This window comes from Achromobacter sp. JUb104 (assembly GCF_024806975.1).
GTDB lineage: Bacteria > Pseudomonadota > Gammaproteobacteria > Burkholderiales > Burkholderiaceae_B > Achromobacter > Achromobacter spanius.
On record NZ_JANUEY010000001.1, the window covers coordinates 958,611 to 974,903 of the forward strand.

The 16,293-nt window shown below is 64.9% G+C and carries 13 protein-coding genes; 7 read left to right on the forward strand and 6 right to left on the reverse strand.

Features of this window, described 5'->3' with window-relative positions; genetic code table 11:
- Positions 1-65 precede the first annotated feature (65 nt).
- From M2361_RS04480 to M2361_RS04505, 6 genes are read left to right on the forward strand one after another with little or no spacing between them, the layout of a single operon-like run.
- On the forward strand, positions 66-1,025 hold the full coding sequence (locus tag M2361_RS04480) for a tripartite tricarboxylate transporter substrate binding protein (RefSeq protein WP_259246411.1): 960 nt from the start codon (positions 66-68) through the stop codon (positions 1,023-1,025).
- 60 nt (positions 1,026-1,085) lie between these two features.
- Positions 1,086-1,850, forward strand: coding sequence for an SDR family NAD(P)-dependent oxidoreductase (locus M2361_RS04485; protein ID WP_259246412.1), 765 nt, complete (start codon positions 1,086-1,088; stop codon positions 1,848-1,850).
- A 9-nt stretch (positions 1,851-1,859) separates the two neighbouring features.
- Positions 1,860-2,390, forward strand: a complete 531-nt coding sequence (locus M2361_RS04490; protein WP_259246413.1) for a VOC family protein — start codon at positions 1,860-1,862, stop codon at positions 2,388-2,390.
- Positions 2,391-2,450: 60 nt separating this feature from the next.
- Positions 2,451-3,479 (forward strand): LacI family DNA-binding transcriptional regulator, encoded by a 1,029-nt coding sequence (locus M2361_RS04495; protein ID WP_259246414.1) that lies wholly within the window; start codon positions 2,451-2,453, stop codon positions 3,477-3,479.
- A 25-nt stretch (positions 3,480-3,504) separates the two neighbouring features.
- A complete protein-coding gene (locus M2361_RS04500) occupies positions 3,505-4,011 on the forward strand; it encodes a 2,4'-dihydroxyacetophenone dioxygenase family protein (RefSeq protein ID WP_259246415.1) in 507 nt (168 codons plus the stop codon).
- 18 nt (positions 4,012-4,029) lie between these two features.
- Positions 4,030-4,824 (forward strand): SDR family NAD(P)-dependent oxidoreductase, encoded by a 795-nt coding sequence (locus tag M2361_RS04505; protein ID WP_259246416.1) that lies wholly within the window; start codon positions 4,030-4,032, stop codon positions 4,822-4,824.
- Between the two features lie 48 nt (positions 4,825-4,872).
- Here the strand turns inward: M2361_RS04505 and M2361_RS04510 are convergent, their stop codons facing one another.
- Positions 4,873-6,963 (reverse strand): TonB-dependent siderophore receptor, encoded by a 2,091-nt coding sequence (locus M2361_RS04510; RefSeq protein WP_259249237.1) that lies wholly within the window; start codon positions 6,961-6,963, stop codon positions 4,873-4,875.
- A 296-nt stretch (positions 6,964-7,259) separates the two neighbouring features.
- On the opposite strand from M2361_RS04510, the gene M2361_RS04515 reads away from it, so the two are divergent.
- Positions 7,260-9,728 carry a DNA internalization-related competence protein ComEC/Rec2 gene (locus M2361_RS04515; RefSeq protein WP_259246417.1) on the forward strand — a complete coding sequence of 823 codons (2,469 nt, stop codon included), beginning with the start codon at positions 7,260-7,262 and terminating at the stop codon, positions 9,726-9,728.
- A 117-nt stretch (positions 9,729-9,845) separates the two neighbouring features.
- On the opposite strand, the gene M2361_RS04520 is transcribed toward M2361_RS04515, so the two are convergent.
- The 5 genes from M2361_RS04520 to M2361_RS04540 all read right to left on the reverse strand — a co-directional run bounded on the left by M2361_RS04520 (position 9,846) and on the right by M2361_RS04540 (position 16,263).
- A complete protein-coding gene (locus M2361_RS04520) occupies positions 9,846-11,315 on the reverse strand; it encodes a four-carbon acid sugar kinase family protein (protein ID WP_259246418.1) in 1,470 nt (489 codons plus the stop codon).
- On the reverse strand, positions 11,312-12,589 hold the full coding sequence (locus M2361_RS04525; protein WP_259246419.1) for a ribulose-bisphosphate carboxylase large subunit family protein: 1,278 nt from the start codon (positions 12,587-12,589) through the stop codon (positions 11,312-11,314). The genes M2361_RS04520 and M2361_RS04525 overlap by 4 nt, the downstream gene beginning before the upstream one ends.
- Before the next feature lie 152 nt (positions 12,590-12,741).
- On the reverse strand, positions 12,742-13,281 hold the full coding sequence (locus M2361_RS04530; protein ID WP_259246420.1) for a VOC family protein: 540 nt from the start codon (positions 13,279-13,281) through the stop codon (positions 12,742-12,744).
- A 72-nt stretch (positions 13,282-13,353) separates the two neighbouring features.
- Positions 13,354-15,234, reverse strand: coding sequence for a TRAP transporter large permease subunit (locus M2361_RS04535; protein WP_259246421.1), 1,881 nt, complete (start codon positions 15,232-15,234; stop codon positions 13,354-13,356).
- 9 nt (positions 15,235-15,243) lie between these two features.
- Positions 15,244-16,263: a TRAP transporter substrate-binding protein gene (locus M2361_RS04540; RefSeq protein ID WP_259246422.1), complete on the reverse strand. Its 1,020-nt coding sequence runs from the start codon at positions 16,261-16,263 to the stop codon at positions 15,244-15,246.
- Positions 16,264-16,293 lie beyond the last annotated feature (30 nt).

Genomic DNA, 16,293 nt, shown 5'->3' on the forward strand with positions numbered 1-16,293 from the left:
CAGCATAAAAAATCAGGGCGGGCCAACGAGGCACTGCGCCCAGAGATAAACCCGAGGAGACAACAATGAAAAAGCTGTCCGTTGCAGCCGCGATGCTTGCCGTGTTCGGCATGGGCGTCGCTCACGCCGATGACTACCCGAATCGCCCCATCCGCATGCTGTTGCCGTTCTCGGCGGGCGGGGGCGGCGACACCTTGGGCCGCATCTTGGCGGAGCGCTTTTCGGTCGAACTGAAGCAGCCCGTCATCGTCGAGAACAAGCCTGGCGCGGGCGGCACGATCGGCATCGCGACGGTCGCCCGCTCGGCGCCGGATGGCTACACGATCACGATCGGCGGCATGACCACGCACATACTTTCGCCCCTGGTCTACAAGGAGCTGCCGTACGACCCGATCAAGAGTTTCACGTCGCTGGGCGCCATCGGAAACTCCGCCATCATGGTGGTCGCCAACAACAACTTTCCCGCGAATGACATCGAGGGGATCAGGAAATTGGCGGAATCCCGTAAAACGCCGGTGCAATACGCAAGCTGGGGCGTGGGCTCCACCGGCCATTTCTGCGGCGAGATCCTGGTGCAGAAGGGCAAGCTGAAGATGCAGCACGTGCCCTACAAGGGAACCACGCAGATCATGACCGACGTGATGGGCGGGCACATTGATCTTGGTTTCGTCGACATGGCAACGGCTACCCCGATGGTGACGCAGCATAAGGTGAAAGGGCTTGCGGTCTGTACCAAGCGTTCCCCCAGCGTGCCGGAAATTCGCAGCTACAAGGAACAGGGCATCGACTTTGATCGCGACCTTAACTGGGCCATGTACGTGCCCGCGGGCACACCCAAGCCCATCGTCGAACGCTTATCCAGCACCTTGGAAAAGGTCCTGAAAGAGCAGGAAGTGATCACCAAGCTGCTTGGGCTGGGTATCTCGGCCAACTACGTGCCCGGACCCGCCCATGAAAAGGCGAACATTGCCGACATCGAAGCGTGGCGCGCGGTTGCGCAAGAGGCCGGCATCCAGCCGCAGTAAGCGGCTTCCCCATCTTGGCGGCGAGTGATCTCGTCGCCTGCTTCCCGACACGAGACGTTGATGAAACTGCTACAAGACCGCGTTGCCGTCATTTCTGGGGCGGCGCACCCAAAGGGCATTGGCAAAGCCACCGCAAGACTCTTCTTGGAACATGGCGCCCGCGTGGCCATTCTTGACGTGGACGAGGCGCGCATACAGGAAAGCGCGGCTGACCTGGGTGCAGCGCCCGCCCAACTGCTTGCGCTGGCCTGTGACGTTGGTAGCGACCAGCACTGCCGCGCCGCCGTCGACCAGATCGCGGCGTGGTCGGGCGGCGGGGTCGACGTGCTGGTGAACAATGCGGCGATCACCCAGAAGGCCACGTTTCGCGACATCACCCCTGCGGATTTCGAACGCATCCTGCGGGTGAACCTGACCGGCGTCTTCAACCTGAGCCAAGCCGTCATCCCATTGATGATTCAGCGCGCGGCGGGAAGCATCATCTCGATTTCATCGCTGTCGGCGCAGAACGGCGGCGGCATCTTCGGCGGCGCGCACTACTGCGCGGCCAAGGCGGGCGTGCAAGGCATTACCCGCGCCATGGCCAAGGAATTTGGCGAGCACAAGATCCGGGTCAATGCGATTGCCCCGGGCCTGATCACCACCGATTTCTCGCGCACCGGGCGCTCGGATGAAAGCAAGGACGACGCCGCCCAAGTCTGGCCGCTGCGCCGGGCCGGACGCCCGCACGAAGTGGCCGGCGGCTGCCTGTTCCTGGCCAGCGACCTTTCCAGCTACATCACCGGCACGACGTTGGATATCAACGGCGGCGCCCACATGAACTAAGGAACCTTGATGAGCAGAATTTTTGGTGGCGTTCGGCAAGTGGGCTACGTGGTCCGCGACATAGAAAAAGCCATGAAGCACTGGTCCGAGGTGCTTGGCGTTGGCCCGTGGTTCTACAAGGAAGAGGTTGGCACGACCGAATTCCGATATCGCGGCCAAGTGTCGCAGCCGCCGCGCCTGTCCATTGCCTTGGCGAATTCAGGCGACCTGCAAATCGAATTGATCCAACAGCGTGATGATGCGCCGTCGCTCTATCTGGATTCCCTGCGTAACAGTGGCGAGTGCGCGCAGCATGTGGCGTTCTGGACGCTGGACCATTTCGACGAGTTTTGCGGCCGGCTGCTGCGTAACGGCTACGAGGAAGGGCACGGCGGACGAATGGGCTTGCGCGGCCGCTTTGCCTACTTCGTCCATCCTGACTTGCCCAGCGGCATGATCGAAGTGTCGGAAATGAAGGGCGGCAAAGGCGAGTATTTCGACGAGATCACAGCAGCTTGCGCATCGTGGGATGGATCCGCGCCGATACGCCCGCGAACCTAGGCGGCCGAGTGCCGAAGACGGTGTATGTTAGCCACTTTCGGCACAGACAAAACCACAATCATGAAAGACCCAATCGCCCGAATCACCATCCGCGACGTGGCCAAGAAAGCCGGGGTTTCCCTGGGCACGGCATCGCGCGCGCTGAACCGCACCGGCCGCGTCAGCGAAGCCGCCATCGCGGCGGTCGAACAGGCGGTGCGCAGCCTGGACTATCGGCCGGACGCCGTGGCAAGAAGCCTGCGCACGAAGTCATCCGGCGTGATCGGGCTGCTGGTGTCCGATCTGGCCAACCCGCTGTACGCACGCATCATCACCGCGACAGAAACCGCGCTACAGGCCGAAGGCTATTCACTGCTGGTGGCTAGCACCCACAACGAAAGGCGGCGCGAAGCGTCCTTGGTCGACATCTTTCGCGGCCGGCGCGTCGACGCCTTGATTCTGGGCCCCTGCGAAAAGGAATCCGCCGAGCTCATCGACAAGCTGTCGCAAGAGCTGCCCGTGGTGGCGCTGGACCGAGAGTTCGGCGAGTCCTCCGTTGGTATCCACGTGGATCATGCGGCGGGCGCATTCCAGGCGACGCAATATCTGCTGAACCTGGGCCACACGCGCATTGCGCTGCTGACGCCGGGCACGGACCTGCGCACCGGTAAAGAACGTATCGCGGGTTTTCGCCAGGCATTCGACGCGCGCGGCATTGTTCCCGACCCGGCGCTGATCCGGGCGGAACGGTCCGCGATGCAGTTCGCGTTCACCGAGGCAATGTCACTGTTGTCGCACGCGAACCGCCCCACGGCATTTGTCTGCCTGGGAACCAGAATCCTGTCCGGCGTGCTGCAAGCCCTGCGCCATACCGGAGACTCGGTGCCCAACGACATCAGCGTGATCAGCATCGGCGACACCGATCTGTCGCAGCTATTCAGCCCTGCCATCACCTCGCTCAGTTGGGATCTTGAGGCGGTGGGCACGTGCGCGGCACAACTGGTTTTAAAGCAACTGGATCGCCAGACGGCGTCTGCCCAAGGCGATCGCATCGTTATCAAGACGCAGCTGATATTGCGCGAATCGTGCGCGCCCGCGGCGCCGTCTTGACCCTTCATCAACATCAGGAACGCTCATGACACTTCCGTACACCATCACTCATCAAGATCGCCTGCTGACCGTCAACATTGAAGACGGCGTAGAAGTGCCAGGCGCCGCCCCGGGCTCATCGATCATCCCCCTGTTTCTGGACCGGGAGAACGGTGTGTGGGTGCTGTACGGCAAGTTCGCCCCGGGCACGCGCCTGCCCACGCACTTCCATACCGGCGTCGTCCACTTCTACACCACCAAGGGCCAGTGGAACTACCTGGAGTATCCGGATTACGTACAGAAGGCCGGCAGCTATCTGTACGAACCCGGCGGCTCGGTCCATACGTTTTCGGTGCCCGAGGACGCCACGGAACCGGCAGAAGGCTTCATGGTGGTGTTCGGCGCCAACATCAACTTCATCGATGGCCAGTTCGCCAACATCCGCGACGCGGGCGCCATCGAAGATTCGATTCTTGACGCGGCGAAGAAGGCCGGGCTGCCCGTGCCCCGCTATATCCGCCCCAAGGGTGGCGCCGAATTCACGCGCGACTGATCCGGGAGGCTTCTGGCTATGCGTTTGGCATCAAAAGTGGCCCTGGTAGCAGGCGCGGGCACGCTAAGAAATTCGTTTTCCGCCGCCGATCAGGTGGGCAACGGCGCAGCCTGTGCGATCCGGTTCGCGCGCGAAGGCGCAACCGTTATCTGCACCGACCGGTCCCTGGCGGCCGCGGAAGAGACCGTGCAGATGATTCGCGCGGAGGGCGGTGTTGCGGAAGCGCTTGAATTGGACGTCACGGATTCGGCACAGATCGAGCGGGTCTCGCACGACGTGGCGGGGCGTCTTGGCGGCATCGATATCCTGCACAACAATGTCGGCATCGAAATCCAGGGCGACCTGCTTGCCGTGCAAGACGAAGAGTGGGACCGCGTCATGACGGTCAACGTGCGCGGCTCCATGGCAATGGCGCGCGCCTTCCTGCCGCAGATGAAGGCACGCGGTGGCGGGGCCATCATCAACGTATCGTCAACGGCCAGCCTGAAATGGAGCCCGATGCAGTTCCTGTCGTACAGCACCGCCAAAGCTGCCGTCAATCACATGACGCGGGTCGTCGCACGGCAGTATGCCCCGGACCAGGTGCGGTGCAATTGCATCATCCCCGGCATGATTCGAACGCCGCATGCGGATGCGTTGTATGCCAGCGCCGAGGCGGCGGAAGCAGGGCATAAGACGCGGGACGCAAGGTGCCCGATGGGTCGCCAGGGCAGCCCTTGGGACATTGCCAATGCGGCGCTGTTCCTGGCGTCTGACGAAGCCGCTTACGTCACGGGGTGTTTGATGGTGGTGGATGGGGGCTCGAGTTTGTAGCGAGGCGGTAGGGAGGCAGGCCGGAGGATGCTGCCCCCGGCCTGTCCATCAATACCGATATCCCAGCGTAAGCATCGTTGTGCGCCCGTCACCCAAGGCGACGGCGTTGCGCAGGCCGCCAGCGAAATAATCCTTGTCGAACAGGTTGCGCACGGTCAACGCTGCACGCCAACGTTCTGCGTTGTAGGCGATACCCGCGTCGGCCACCGCATAACCCGGGATGACGTATCCATAAGCATGGCGCGGGCTTTCACCACGCATGCCACCATTCAGTTCCCAACCTTGCGCCGGGCCGCGCAAGCGGTAGCGCGCCGTCAGGTTGAAGCTGTGGCGCGGCACGTTGTCCAGCCAGCTACCTTCGGTGGAGGCCGCCTGTCCGCCGTCGTCGGTGATGACGGCCGCAATGTAGGCGTAGCCGCCCATCAAGCTCAACCCATTGCCCAGGTCCGACACAAAGCCAAGCTCGGCGCCTCGCGTACGTTGCTCGCCGACGGCGATGCTGTAGCCATCGTTGATCGGGTCGGACTGAAGCACCTGGCGACGGCGCAGATCAAAGGCCGCTACTGTCAGGCTGGTATTGCCGTCATTTAGGTCAAACTTGACGCCGGCTTCCCATTGGCGGCCGGTCTCGGGTGCAAAGCCCTGGCCGTTGGCATCGGTGCCTACGTTGGGATAGAACGAGGTGGCGTAGCTGATGTAGGGGCGTATCCCGGGCGCAATTTCATACATCACTGCGCCCGACCCCGTTGTCTTCTGTGCCGGGTTGTCCTGGCGGTTTCCGGTCAGCCTGTCCGTGGAATAGCTGGCGGCATCGTCACGCCGCAGGCCCGCAATCAGGCGCCAACGATCGCCAATCTGGATCTGGTCACGAAAGTAAAAGCCCAGGGAACGCACGGTGCTTTGACTGTCGGTGCGAGGATTCGCGGGGCAGGTGATCGGGCTTCCGTAAACCGGGTCGTACATGTTCAATGCGCCGACGGAACAATTGGTTTGCAGCGCGTTCTCGCGCGTGCGCAGATAGTCGACCCCGACCGTGATCTCGTGCTTGCCCCAAGCGGTATCAAAGCGGCGCTGCGCATTCGTGTCCATCGAGAACGTATCGCCGTCCCAATGTTGGTCGGTGGCGGTACGCCGCAGGCTGCGGCCCCCTGCGGCCAGCGTGCCGGCCGCCACCAGTTGGCCGTCAAGTGTGAATTCCTGCCAGCGCAGGTTCTGGTTGACCGTCCAGCCATTGTCAAAGCGATGCGTCAGGGCATAGCCCACCCGGCTCTGGAATCCGCGATACGGGTCCTGATCCGGCTCGCCGATAAAGCGATCACGAGGGATGCTGCCATTCGGGTTTTCAAGCACGGACCCGACCACCGGCAAGCCTTGCTGCCGCACATAACGACGTTCCTGATAGCTGGTAAGGATGGTGAAGTCCGTTCGCGTTCCAAGATCCAGCGACAGCGACGGCGCGATCCATCGATTCTTGAACCAAACGTAGTCGGTGGCATCATGCGAGTTCATCGCCAGCGCGTTCAAGCGGAAAGCCGCCTTGCCGTTCTCTGACAGCGGCGTGCCCATATCCAGGGTTCCCTGATAGAAATCGTGGCTACCGATGGTAGTTTCAACATTCGCGAAAGCCTCGGGCTGGGGCCGCTTGCTGACCATGTTGACCAGGCCGCCGGGCAGCACCAAGCCGTAGAGCAGAGAAGCCGGGCCCTTAAGCACTTCCACTTGTTCAAGCCCAAACAGTTGCTCGGCAACGCGGTTGGAGGCTGCCGTGCGCAGGCCGTCCAGGAACAAGGAATCGGAAGCCACTTGCCCACGAATGATCAGGTCATCCCACCCCCGCCGCCCAAACTGGTTGGCCACCACGCCCGGCACATTGTGCAGGGCGTCGGCGAGGGTTTGCGCTTGTTGGCTGTCGAGTACGGCGCGTGGGACCACGGTGATCGACTGCGGGGTCTGTGACAGCGGCACGGAGGATTTGTTGACGGAGGGCGGCTGGACGGGATTGAAACTGCCGTCGGCTGCTGGATCGGCGGTTACGCGGACGGAGGGGAGTTGGACGACGTCTGGGGACTGTGCATGAAGGACGCAAGGGGCAAGCAGAGCCAGGCCGGCGAATAGGGCGGGGGCGTGAAGGGGCGACATCAAGAGAGAGGGGAGGGCTGCTGGATAGGGTGTTTGGCGGTGGCTGTGAGGCGCGACGCCATGCACGGCGAGGGCCGTATTGAAGCGGCTCTTGGAATATCGGAATGATAATAAAACGCATTAATATTAAAGTCTGTGCGCCGGATCGGCAAGACTGGTGTTGCGGCATGCCGAGGTGGATGGAACCGTTCATTCGGTGATGGGCGCGCTGCCCGCGCGTCCTACGCTCCTGGTTTTGGGAGAGGGACATCACCGGTCGTTCTTTTTGCCTGGCGTTCGTGGGTGGCGCGGCGTGGGTGCAGTGCTTTGCGGTACTGCCGGGTGCGTTTGTCCTGGCGCTGGTGGCAGTGGCTGGCGGCATCGCGGCGGCAGTTTGCATGCGATGCCAAGGCGACTTTGCTCGCATCGCGTCCGCCCTGGTGCTGGGCCTTTGCGCGGGCACGCTTAACGCCTGCCTGCAAGCACACCATCGCCTTGACGATTCATTGGCGGACCTGCACCAAGACCAAGTCTCCCGCCTGATCCTGCGCGTAGCCGAATTACCGGATGGCGACGACAGGCACCATCGCTTCATCGCCGAACTGGCCGAGCCCGCGCGCCCGGGCATTCCGTCTCGCATCCAGGTCACCTGGCAAGCGCCGCCCGGCGCCACCGCGCCCATGCCCGCCTTGCTGCCCGGCCAGATCTGGCGGATGGCGCTTGTTTTGCGTCGTCCGCATGGCGTGCTGAACCCGGCGGGGCCGGATGCGGAAGCGCGCATGTTCGCGCGTGGTTTGCGGGCGGTGGGCACGGTGCGTGGGCGGCCGCGGTTGTTGGATGATCGGCCTTGGGCGTCGGCGGGCGTAGCCATCGAACGAGCGCGGCACCATGTGCGTGTGGGCATGCGCAAAGCCTTGGGGGATCATCGCTATGCGCCGGTGCTGATTGCGTTGGCGATTGGGGATCAGGCGGGGGTGGCACGCGATGATTGGCGCATCTTCAACCGCAGCGGCATTACGCATCTGGTATCGATAAGCGGCATGCACGTGACGTCCATCGCGGGCATCGCGGGCGTGCTGGTGGCGGCGGCTTGGCGGCGCGCGCGATGGCGGGGCGTGGGCTTGGCGGAGTTCATGCCGTCGCGCGTGGCGGGTGGGGCGGCGGCGGCCGTGGTGGCCTTGCTGTACTGCCTGTTGGCGGGTTGGGGCGTGCCGGCGCGGCGCACGTTCTTCATGTTGTCGGTGGTGTTGGCGGCGGCGATGTCGCGGCTGCCGCTGACGGCGGGCAGGGTGTTGGCGTGCGCGGGGGCGGGCGTGGTGGCGTTGGACCCGTGGGCGCCGCTGTCAGCTGGGTTTTGGCTGTCGTTTGGGGCGGTGGCGATATTGCTGCGCATTGCCGACCTGCCGTTTGACGCCGAGGCCGGGTGGCGCCAGCGTTGGGCAAGCCGGCTGGCGCAGGCGACGCGCTTGCAGTTGCTGGTGACCTTGGGGTTGACGCCCTTGCTGGCGTTTCTGGTGTACCAGGTGTCGGTGGGCTCGCCACTGGCCAACGCGGTGGCGATTCCGTCGGTGACCTTCATCGTGACGCCCTTGGCCTTGTTGTGCGCGGCGCTGTCTGTGGTGCCGGGCGCGCAAGCGGCGGCGGCTTGGGCGGCGCAGGTGGGGTTGGCCGCTTTTGATGCCACGATGGTGCCGGTGGTGTGGGTGGGCAATGCGGACTGGGCGAGCTTTGCGGTGGCGGCCGCGCCGTGGCCGTGGCTGTTGTTGGCCGTGGCGGGTATGGTCTGGGCCTTGCAGGCTCGCGGTTGGCCGGCGCGGCAATTGGGGTGGGTGTGCATGCTGCCTTTGCTGTGCTGGCGGCCGGACAAGCCCGAGCCAGGCCATTGGCGAATGAGCGCGCTGGACGTGGGGCAGGGCAGTGCAATTCTGGTCGAGACCGCTAGCCAGACCCTGTTGTTTGATGCGGGACCGCGTCATTACGGCGGTAGCGATGCAGGCGAGCGGGTACTGGCGCCGTTCATGCAAGCGCGTGGCATTACCGCGCTGGACGTGCTGGTGCTGTCGCACGCCGACCAGGACCACGTGGGCGGTGCGCGCGCGGTGCTGGCGGCGGTGCCGGTGCGGCTGAGTTATGCGTCGTTTGATGTGGCGGCGTTTGTGCGGCGCGATGCCAGCGTGTGGCCGGTGGCGGTGGCGGGGGCGGGGGCGGGGAGTGGGAAGGTGACGGGGTCGGTTACCGGGAATGCGACGGGGCCATTGCCGGGCCAAGCTGCACCTGATGCGCCGTCCACGCTGCCCGATCGCATGTTGCGTTGCCGACGCGATGAGTCGTGGGAGGTGGATGGCGTGCGGTTCACATTTCTGCATCCTGCCATCGGCGGCAGCGGCGCGCCGGCTGATAAGAACGCCGACAGTTGTGTGTTGCGCGTGCAGGGCGCCAGCCATTCGTTGCTGCTGACGGGCGATATCGGCGTGGCGCAGGAACGTGAACTGGTGGCGCGTGGGGTGGAACGGGCCGACGTGGTGCTGGCCCCGCACCATGGTTCGGCATCGTCATCCGGGCGCGATTGGGTACGTGCGGTGCAGGCTACGCATGCGATCGCCCAGGCTGGCCATTTGAATCGCTTTCGTCATCCCGCCCCGGCGGTGGAACGACGCTGGCTACGCGCGGGCGCGGTGTTCTGGCGTAGCGACCGGGATGGCGCGGTGATGGCGGAATCCAGCGGGCGCGGGCTGCGGGTATGGTCGCAGCGAGGTGAGGGCGCACGGTATTGGCATGGCCGATGACGGATGGATAGGGTGCTATCCGCAAGCGCTGAGACAAGGTTCAACGAGGACCGCAGGGCAAGCAGCTCGGCAAGGTTTCCATGCTAGCCGTCTCCAACCAGCAGCCCCCGCCAGTCTTTATCCCGCGCCAGCAACCAACCGATCAAACAAATCATCGCCGCCCATTTGCCCGCCCTTAAGCATCAACTCCACACCATCAACCACCGGGTTGTCGCTGCGAGCAACGCTGACGGTGACGCCGGGCGCCAGTACGCATCGAAACGCCAAGCCCCACAAGCCTAGCGCCAAAGTGGCCTGGCTTGAGGTGTCGCCGCCCGCGATGCCGACCCGCGCAAGCCGGGTGCCGGCATGCGCGCTGGCGGTGATGATGGCGGCGGCAAGTTGCGCGGTGGCGCGGGCGGTGGAGGCGGCCTGATCGCTGGTCACCGCTTGTTCGGGGCGGTCGGTGTGGACCAGCACGTTGTGGCCTTGCGCCAAGGCTGCGGCCGCCAACTGGACTTGCTCTGCCACGTAGGCGGGGGATTCCAGCAGCGCTTGCACTTGCAGGGGCTGATGTGTGTAGCGCGTGCTTGCGGCAATCTGCCGCGCCGTAACGGGTGACAGGCTGCCGGCCATGACCAGCACGGGGCCGGTGGCGGCGGGCAGGGGGGCCAGGCGACTGCTTACCGAAGCAGCGACATCAGGCCCAGCAATTTTGCCGTCACGCCCAGCATCCTTGCCATCACGCTCAGCAAGCTTGGCATCACCCCCAGCAACCTTGCCGTCACGCCCCGTCACTTCACCTTCACGCTCGAACGCCGCCGCGCGCGCCAGTGCCTGTTGCACGCTGCTGGGGCCAACCGCCAACAACGGTGCACTCGCCGCCGCGCGCCAGATCAATCTGCCGATCACGGCCAGTTGTTCATCGTCGGTCAGGTCGAACAGCACGGGGCCGTCATCGTTGCTGATCAAGCCGTCGATCCAGCCATCCACTTCAGCGGCATCGTCGGCACTCCGCAGACGCGGATACGCAATGTGCGGCACCGACCGAATCCCATCCAGCCCCTGTGCCGCCAGATGCAGCCGCAGGTCAGCTTCATGCATCGGCGTGACCGGATGCTGGCTCATGACCGGATGCCGGTCAATGCGATAGACCTCCGGCGCGGCCCCGGCGCGGGCGAACAATTGCGCAAAGCTGCAATAGCGTCCGATGCTGGGTTGCCCGCCCACAATCGGCACCAGCCGGTTGGGCATGTGGCGGCGCAGTTCGCGGATGGCGACGCCGATGCTGCCGACGTGTGGTGCGCTATCGAAGGTGGAACAGCATTTGTAGTGCAGCACCCGCGCGCCGGTGCCGGCCATGAAGCGGCCGACGGCGCGGAGTTCCGTTTCCATATCGGCAGGCGACATGGCGCGCGCGGCGCCCGCGATGCCGATGGCGTCCAGCGGGCCGGCGCGGCGCAGTTGCTCGGGCGTGGGCACGCCCAGGAACAGCAAGCCGCGCAAGCCGGCGCGCGCGACTTCGGCCAGGGTGTCGGTGGCGCCGGTGAAATCGTCGCCGTACCAGCAGACGCGGGGCGTGCCTAGGCAGCCGACATCCGCAGTCATGCTCGCCCGCCAAAGAACTCCAATGCCCGCTTCAACTCCGGCGCGTTGCGCGCAAAGTCCTCCAGCGCCTCGCCATCCCGCACGGCCTGCCACGCTTGCCGAATGCTCTGCACGCCCGCGGCCGGCCCATCCGGATGCGCCAAAATCCCACCGCCCGACATGAACATCAGATCGTCAGTACGCACCGCCGCCCACGTGGCGGGCACGGTGCCGGCCCATTGGCCGGACGAGAACGCGGGCATGACCGGGTCGTCGATGCCGGGCGTGAGCGACGCCAGGCAGTCGCGCGCGGATTCCACGACTTCGCTGTCTTCCTGCGCGAACTTGCCTTGCAGTCCGTGCACGTGCATATGGTCCACGCCGGCCAGCCGCCACAGGGTTTGATACGCCTGAAAACCAATCCCCAGCAAAGGCGCGCGCGACAAAGCGCCGAAGCCGTTGCGGTGCCCGTGCAAGGCCAATGGCGTGCTGCGGCGCAGGGTCTGGATGGCTGAAAAACCGCACCAGTTCAGGCTGGCCATGACGCAACTGCCGCCTTCGCGTTCGATCAGGTCGGCGTGGCGGCGCATGGCGTCGGTTTCGTCGCTGATGTTGAAGGCCACCATCACCTGGCGGCCCGTGCGTTCGCGGTGGGCGCGCACCACCGCCATGACGGCGGCGACGCGTTGCGCCAGGGGCGCGTGCGCCGGGTTGGCGCAGACTTCGTCGTCCTTGATGAAGTCCACGCCCGCCGCGCACAGTTGGGCGACCAGATGCGCGGTCTGCTCGGGCGACAGGCCCACGTTGGGCTTGATGATGGTGCCCACCAGCGGGCCCGTTGCCACGCCCGTCAGTTGCCGCGTGCCGGCGATGCCCACTTGCGGCATGTCGAACTGCGCGCGGTAGTTGGCGGGCAGCTCCATGCTTTCCAGGCGCAGGCCGGTGACTTCGCCCAGGTCGTACAGGTTGCCGCCGACGGTAGCCGCCAGCGTGGGCAGGTTGGCGCCCACGTTGGCCACGGGAAAGGCGATGCGCACGCGGGCGCGCTGGTATTTGCCCGGCATGCCGCCCGGTTGGCGCGCCAGCCAGGCGTTGGGCAGGCTGGGTGTGTCGGTGGTGTCCAGCAGGTCGATGGCTTCGATGCGGGCACGGGCACGGGCGCGCAGCTCATCGGTTTCGCCTTGCACGCGGGTGAAGGTGCCGCAGGACTGCTCGCCCGCCATCACTTCGGCGACCCGCGCGGGGTCCATCGGGGTTTCGATCAGATAGGTCGCGCTAAAGGACTGGGAATTCATAAGCTTGGGAATTCAAAGGGGGGCGGCGGGCGGCAAGGTTGGGTCAGCAAGGGACAGCAGGCTTCAGCAGGGATAAGCAAGCGACAGAGGCATCAACTGGCACCCGCAGGCATCACCAGGCTTCAGCAAGCCTCAACCGACGTCGGCAGGCTTCAAAGACGGGACAAGTCCGGAAACGGGCGGACCGGGTCCTTGCCGTCCCAGCCGTTGGCGCTTTCTCGGATCAGGTCGAACAGGCGGCCCTTGGGGCCGGCCACTTCCGACAGTTCGATGACGGCGCCCGGGTGATATTCGGTATCGAAATAAATGAAGCGGCCTTTTTCGCCGACTTCGCCGCTCATCTTGGGCTTGAAGCCCTGGGCCAGCAGGCGTTCCAGGTCGGCGTCGTAGCTTTCGGTCCAGTAGGCCACGTGTTGCAGGCCGGTGCGGCCGGCTTGCAGGAAGTCGCGGTACATGGACGGCACGTCGTTGCGCGTCTGGATCAGTTCAACCTGCACGAAGCCGGAGTTGGCCAGCGCAACCGAGTTGTGCGGCTGGTGGCTTTCACCGTCGTACTGGTAGTTGACGATTGGCACGCGCGGGTTGTAGTACCAGGGGCCCACGCCCAGCGTGGTGCTCCAGTAGTCCATGGCGGCTTCGATGTCGTGCACCACATAACCGAGTTGGCGGATTTCGCCCAGAAAACGACTCATGATGGATCTTTATAAAGAGGGAGACGGAAGGGGAGGCGGCCCGGCGCGGATTCACGCGCGGGCCGCGTCAGGTCACAGGAAGCCGATGGAGAACCAGGGGAAGGCGGCCACGACGATCAGCCCGATCAGCAGCGCCGCGACGTAGCCCCAGATGGGGCCGATGCCCTCGTTGGGATCGACGCGGCTGATGGCGCAGGCGCCGTAGTAGCCCACGCCGAAGGGCGGTGCGAACAGGCCGATGCCCATGGCGAAGATCACGACCATGGCGTAATGCACTTCATGCACGCCGGCCTGCACCGCGATCGGGAACAGCAGCGGGCCGAACAGCACGATGGCGGGTATGCCTTCCAGCACGCTGCCCAGGATGATGAAGGCCACGATGGACACCGCCAGGAAACCGTAGCTGCCACCGGGCATGTCGGCCATCAGTTGTGCCAAGTCGCCCGAGAAGCCGGACTGCGTCAGCGCCCAGGCCATGGCCGTGGCGCACCCGACAATCAGCATGATGGCGCCGGACAGCGATGCGGTCTCGATCAGCATGGGGCGCAGGCGCGCCCAGTCAAAGCGGCGGTAGATCAGGATGCCGATCACCGCCGAATACACGATGCCGATGGTGGAGACCTCGGTAGCGGTCGCCACGCCTTCGACCACCGCGGCGCGGATCACAAAGGGCAGGGCCACGGCGGGCAGCGCAATCACGAAGAAGCGGCCGATCTCTTTGAGGCTGAAGCGTTGCACCAGGCTCAGGTCTTCCTTGCGATAGCGCCACCACACCACCGAGCACAGGGCCAGGCCCAGCACCACGGCGGGCAGCAGGCCGCCCGTGAACAGCGCGGCGATCGACACGCCCGTGACCGAACCGATGGTGATCAGGACGATGGACGGCGGAATGGTTTCCGTCTGCGCGCCGGTGGCCGACAGCAGGGCCACCAGGTCGCCGGGCTTGGCGCCGCGCTTGCGCATTTCCGGGAACAGCACGGGCGCAATGGCGGCCATGTCGGCGATCTTCGAACCCGAGATGCCCGACACCAGATACATGGCGCCGATCAGCACGTACGACAAGCCGCCGCGCACGTGGCCCAAGAGGCTGGCCAGGAACTGGATCATGGCGCGCGCCATGCCGGTCATCTCAATCAGGGAACCCAGGAAGATGAACAGCGGCACGGCCAGCAGCATCAGGTGCGACATGCCTTCGTCCAAGCGGCCCACCATCACTTCCATGGGTGTGTTGGTGGTCAGCGCCAGATACGAGAAGGTGGCCAGCGCGAAGGAAAACGCAATCGGCACGCCCGAAAACACGGTGGCCGCCACGATGCCCACGAAGAAGATCACCAGGTTCAGCTTGCCCAGGCCCTGGAACAGGGGTTGGGCCAACCAGAACAGGGCGACCACCGCCGCCACGCCGACCAAGGCCACCAACACCTGGCGTACCGGCGTGGTGCGCAACAGGCGCAGCAAGGCCACCACCGCCATCAGCGCCATGCCCACGGGGATGGCGGCGGCGCGCCACGCATTGCTGAGTTCCAGCGCGGGCGTGGTGATGAAGTGTTCTTCGTGCGCGTATTCGATGGCGGGCGCCAGGATCAGCACCAGAAACGCCAGCGACGCGGCCAGCGCAGCCGTTTCCAACTGCGCGCGCCGCGCGGGGCTGACGTTGTTGACCAGGGCCGTCATCCGCATGTGCTCGCCACGCCGCAAGGCGACTACGGCGCCCAGCATCGACAGCCACAGGAACAGGATGGAGGCCAGTTCGTCGGACCAGACCAGCGGGCTATGGAAGACGTAACGCGCGACCACCCCCGCGAACAGCACGCAGATCTCGACCAGTACGATCGCGGCCGCAACGTGTTCGACCACGCCGCCCAGCACGCTGTCCAGCGCGTTGGCGGCGCGCCGCAAGGGGTTGGCCGGCAGCGTCGGGGCGGCGGCGTGGGGAGCGGACAGGGAAGACATGACGCGACCTCAGGCCAGCTTGCCGACGCTTTGTTCCAGCAGCGACCAGGCTTCGTTGCCGAAGCGGCCCTGCCATTCCTTGTAGAAGCCCGCCGTGCGCAACGCCTGGCGGAAGGTGTCCGGCGCCGGCTGGTTGAATTGCAGGCCCTTGGATTCCAGGTCCGACTGCACCGACGCGTTCAGCTTCTTGATGTCTTCGCGTTGGGCCAGGCCGGCTTCGTTGATGCCGCGCGCCACGATGGTCTTCAGGTCTTGCGGCAGGCCTTCCCACATGCGGCCGTTGGCGATGAACCAGTAGCCGTCCCAGATGTGGTTGGTCAGCGAGCAATACTTCTGCACTTCGTACAGCTTGGCCACCTGAATGATGGGCAGCGGGTTTTCCTGCGCGTCCACCACCTTGGTCTGCAAGGACGAATACACCTCGCTGAACTGCAAGCTGGCGGGCGCGGCGCCCAGGCCCTTGAACATGGAGATGGGCAGCGAGCTGACCGGCACGCGAATCTTCAGGCCGTCCATGTCGGCAGCGGTCGTCACGGGTGCCTTGCTGCTGGTGGTCTGGCGAAAGCCGTTGTCCCACATTTTTTCAAAGGCGTAGAGCTTGCGCTGCGCGATCGCGGCGCGCACGTGTGCGCCCAGTGCACCGTCCATGGCGCCCCAGACCTGGCTGTAGTCCTTGAACGCGAAGCCCACGGCGTTGATGGCGGCCACCGGCACCAGCGTGGCGATAACCAGCGCCGACGGCGTGAAGAAGTCGATACCGCCCGAGCGCACTTGCGCCAGCATGTCGGTGTCGCCGCCCAGTTGGTTGTTCGGGAAAATCTTGATGTCGACGCGGCCGTTGCTTTCCTTGAGGATGCGTTCGGCGGCTTCTTGCGCGCGGATGTTCAGCGGATGCGTCACCGGCAGGTTGTTGCCGTACTTGAGCGTGTAGTCGGCCGCGCGGGCGATCAGCGGGAATCCGCCGGCCAGGGCAACGGCGGGCACCGCGCAAAGGCGACGCAAGGCACTACGGCGTGTGAGCAGCTTCATGGTTGTCTCCAAAATTGGTCTTATGATGTT

Bases quoted from the DNA above. Each gene is read 5' to 3' on its own strand.
- M2361_RS04510 (WP_259249237.1), bottom strand. From the start codon at position 6,963: ATGTCGCCCCTTCACGCCCCCGCCCTATTCGCCGGCCTGGCTCTGCTT.
- M2361_RS04490 (WP_259246413.1), top strand. From the start codon at position 1,860: ATGAGCAGAATTTTTGGTGGCGTTCGGCAAGTGGGCTACGTGGTCCGC.
- M2361_RS04520 (WP_259246418.1), bottom strand. From the start codon at position 11,315: ATGACTGCGGATGTCGGCTGCCTAGGCACGCCCCGCGTCTGCTGGTAC.
- M2361_RS04540 (WP_259246422.1), bottom strand. From the start codon at position 16,263: ATGAAGCTGCTCACACGCCGTAGTGCCTTGCGTCGCCTTTGCGCGGTG.
- M2361_RS04535 (WP_259246421.1), bottom strand. From the start codon at position 15,234: ATGTCTTCCCTGTCCGCTCCCCACGCCGCCGCCCCGACGCTGCCGGCC.
- M2361_RS04480 (WP_259246411.1), top strand. From the start codon at position 66: ATGAAAAAGCTGTCCGTTGCAGCCGCGATGCTTGCCGTGTTCGGCATG.
- M2361_RS04505 (WP_259246416.1), top strand. From the start codon at position 4,030: ATGCGTTTGGCATCAAAAGTGGCCCTGGTAGCAGGCGCGGGCACGCTA.
- M2361_RS04500 (WP_259246415.1), top strand. From the start codon at position 3,505: ATGACACTTCCGTACACCATCACTCATCAAGATCGCCTGCTGACCGTC.
- M2361_RS04530 (WP_259246420.1), bottom strand. From the start codon at position 13,281: ATGAGTCGTTTTCTGGGCGAAATCCGCCAACTCGGTTATGTGGTGCAC.
- M2361_RS04495 (WP_259246414.1), top strand. From the start codon at position 2,451: ATGAAAGACCCAATCGCCCGAATCACCATCCGCGACGTGGCCAAGAAA.
- M2361_RS04525 (WP_259246419.1), bottom strand. From the start codon at position 12,589: ATGAATTCCCAGTCCTTTAGCGCGACCTATCTGATCGAAACCCCGATG.
- M2361_RS04485 (WP_259246412.1), top strand. From the start codon at position 1,086: ATGAAACTGCTACAAGACCGCGTTGCCGTCATTTCTGGGGCGGCGCAC.